We start from the raw sequence: 705 nt of genomic DNA, 5'->3' as shown, positions 1-705 counted from the left end.
CGCTGAAGACGACGGCTTTTACATGAGTGCGGGCTATCAAATCGGTGAAGCCGCTCAAATGGTGAAAAACACCAAAGGCATTCAAGATCTTTCAGATCGTTATGAAAGTTTGAACAATCTTTTAACCCGATACAGCACCCTAAACACCCTTATCAAATTGTCCGCTGATCCGAGCGCAATTAACTCGGCGCGTGAAAATTTGGGCGCGAGCGCGAAGAATTTGATCGGCGATACCAAAAATTCCCCGGCCTATCAAGCCGTGCTTTTAGCGATCAATGCGGCGGTGGGGTTTTGGAATGTCTTGGGCTATGCTACGCAATGCGGGGGTAATGGTAATCAAAAAAGCACCTCTTCAACAACCATCTTCAACAACGAGCCAGGGTATCGATCCACTTCCATCACTTGCGGGTATAACAATCTGGAAATTGGAAGAGTGGGCGTTATGAGTATTGATAACATGAAAAAGCTTAACGAAGCCTATCAAATTCTCCAAACGGCTTTAAAGAAAGGCTTGGGCGCGCTCAAAGAAAACAACGGGACGATCAATGTAACCTATAGCTACACATGCTCAGGGGAAGGGAATACTAACTGCAATCCGTCAGTAACTGGAGCAAATCGACAAGACAACGGAAGCGGGACTAAAACCCAAACCATAGACGGCAAAAGCGTAACCACCACGATCAGTTCAAAAGTCGTTGATTCTAA

Annotated in this window: 1 protein-coding gene; it reads left to right on the top strand. The window is 46.0% G+C overall.

Annotated elements, in window-relative coordinates:
- The coding region (locus tag I6852_RS07885) for a SabA family sialic acid-binding adhesin (protein WP_331458767.1) at positions 1-705 on the top strand (705 nt) is incomplete at both ends.

The sequence above is a fragment of the Helicobacter pylori genome (assembly GCF_015904775.1).
Classification (GTDB): domain Bacteria; phylum Campylobacterota; class Campylobacteria; order Campylobacterales; family Helicobacteraceae; genus Helicobacter; species Helicobacter pylori_DM.
The sequence above is the reverse complement of the archived record's forward strand: the minus strand, read 5'-3'. Positions and strand labels throughout refer to the sequence as shown.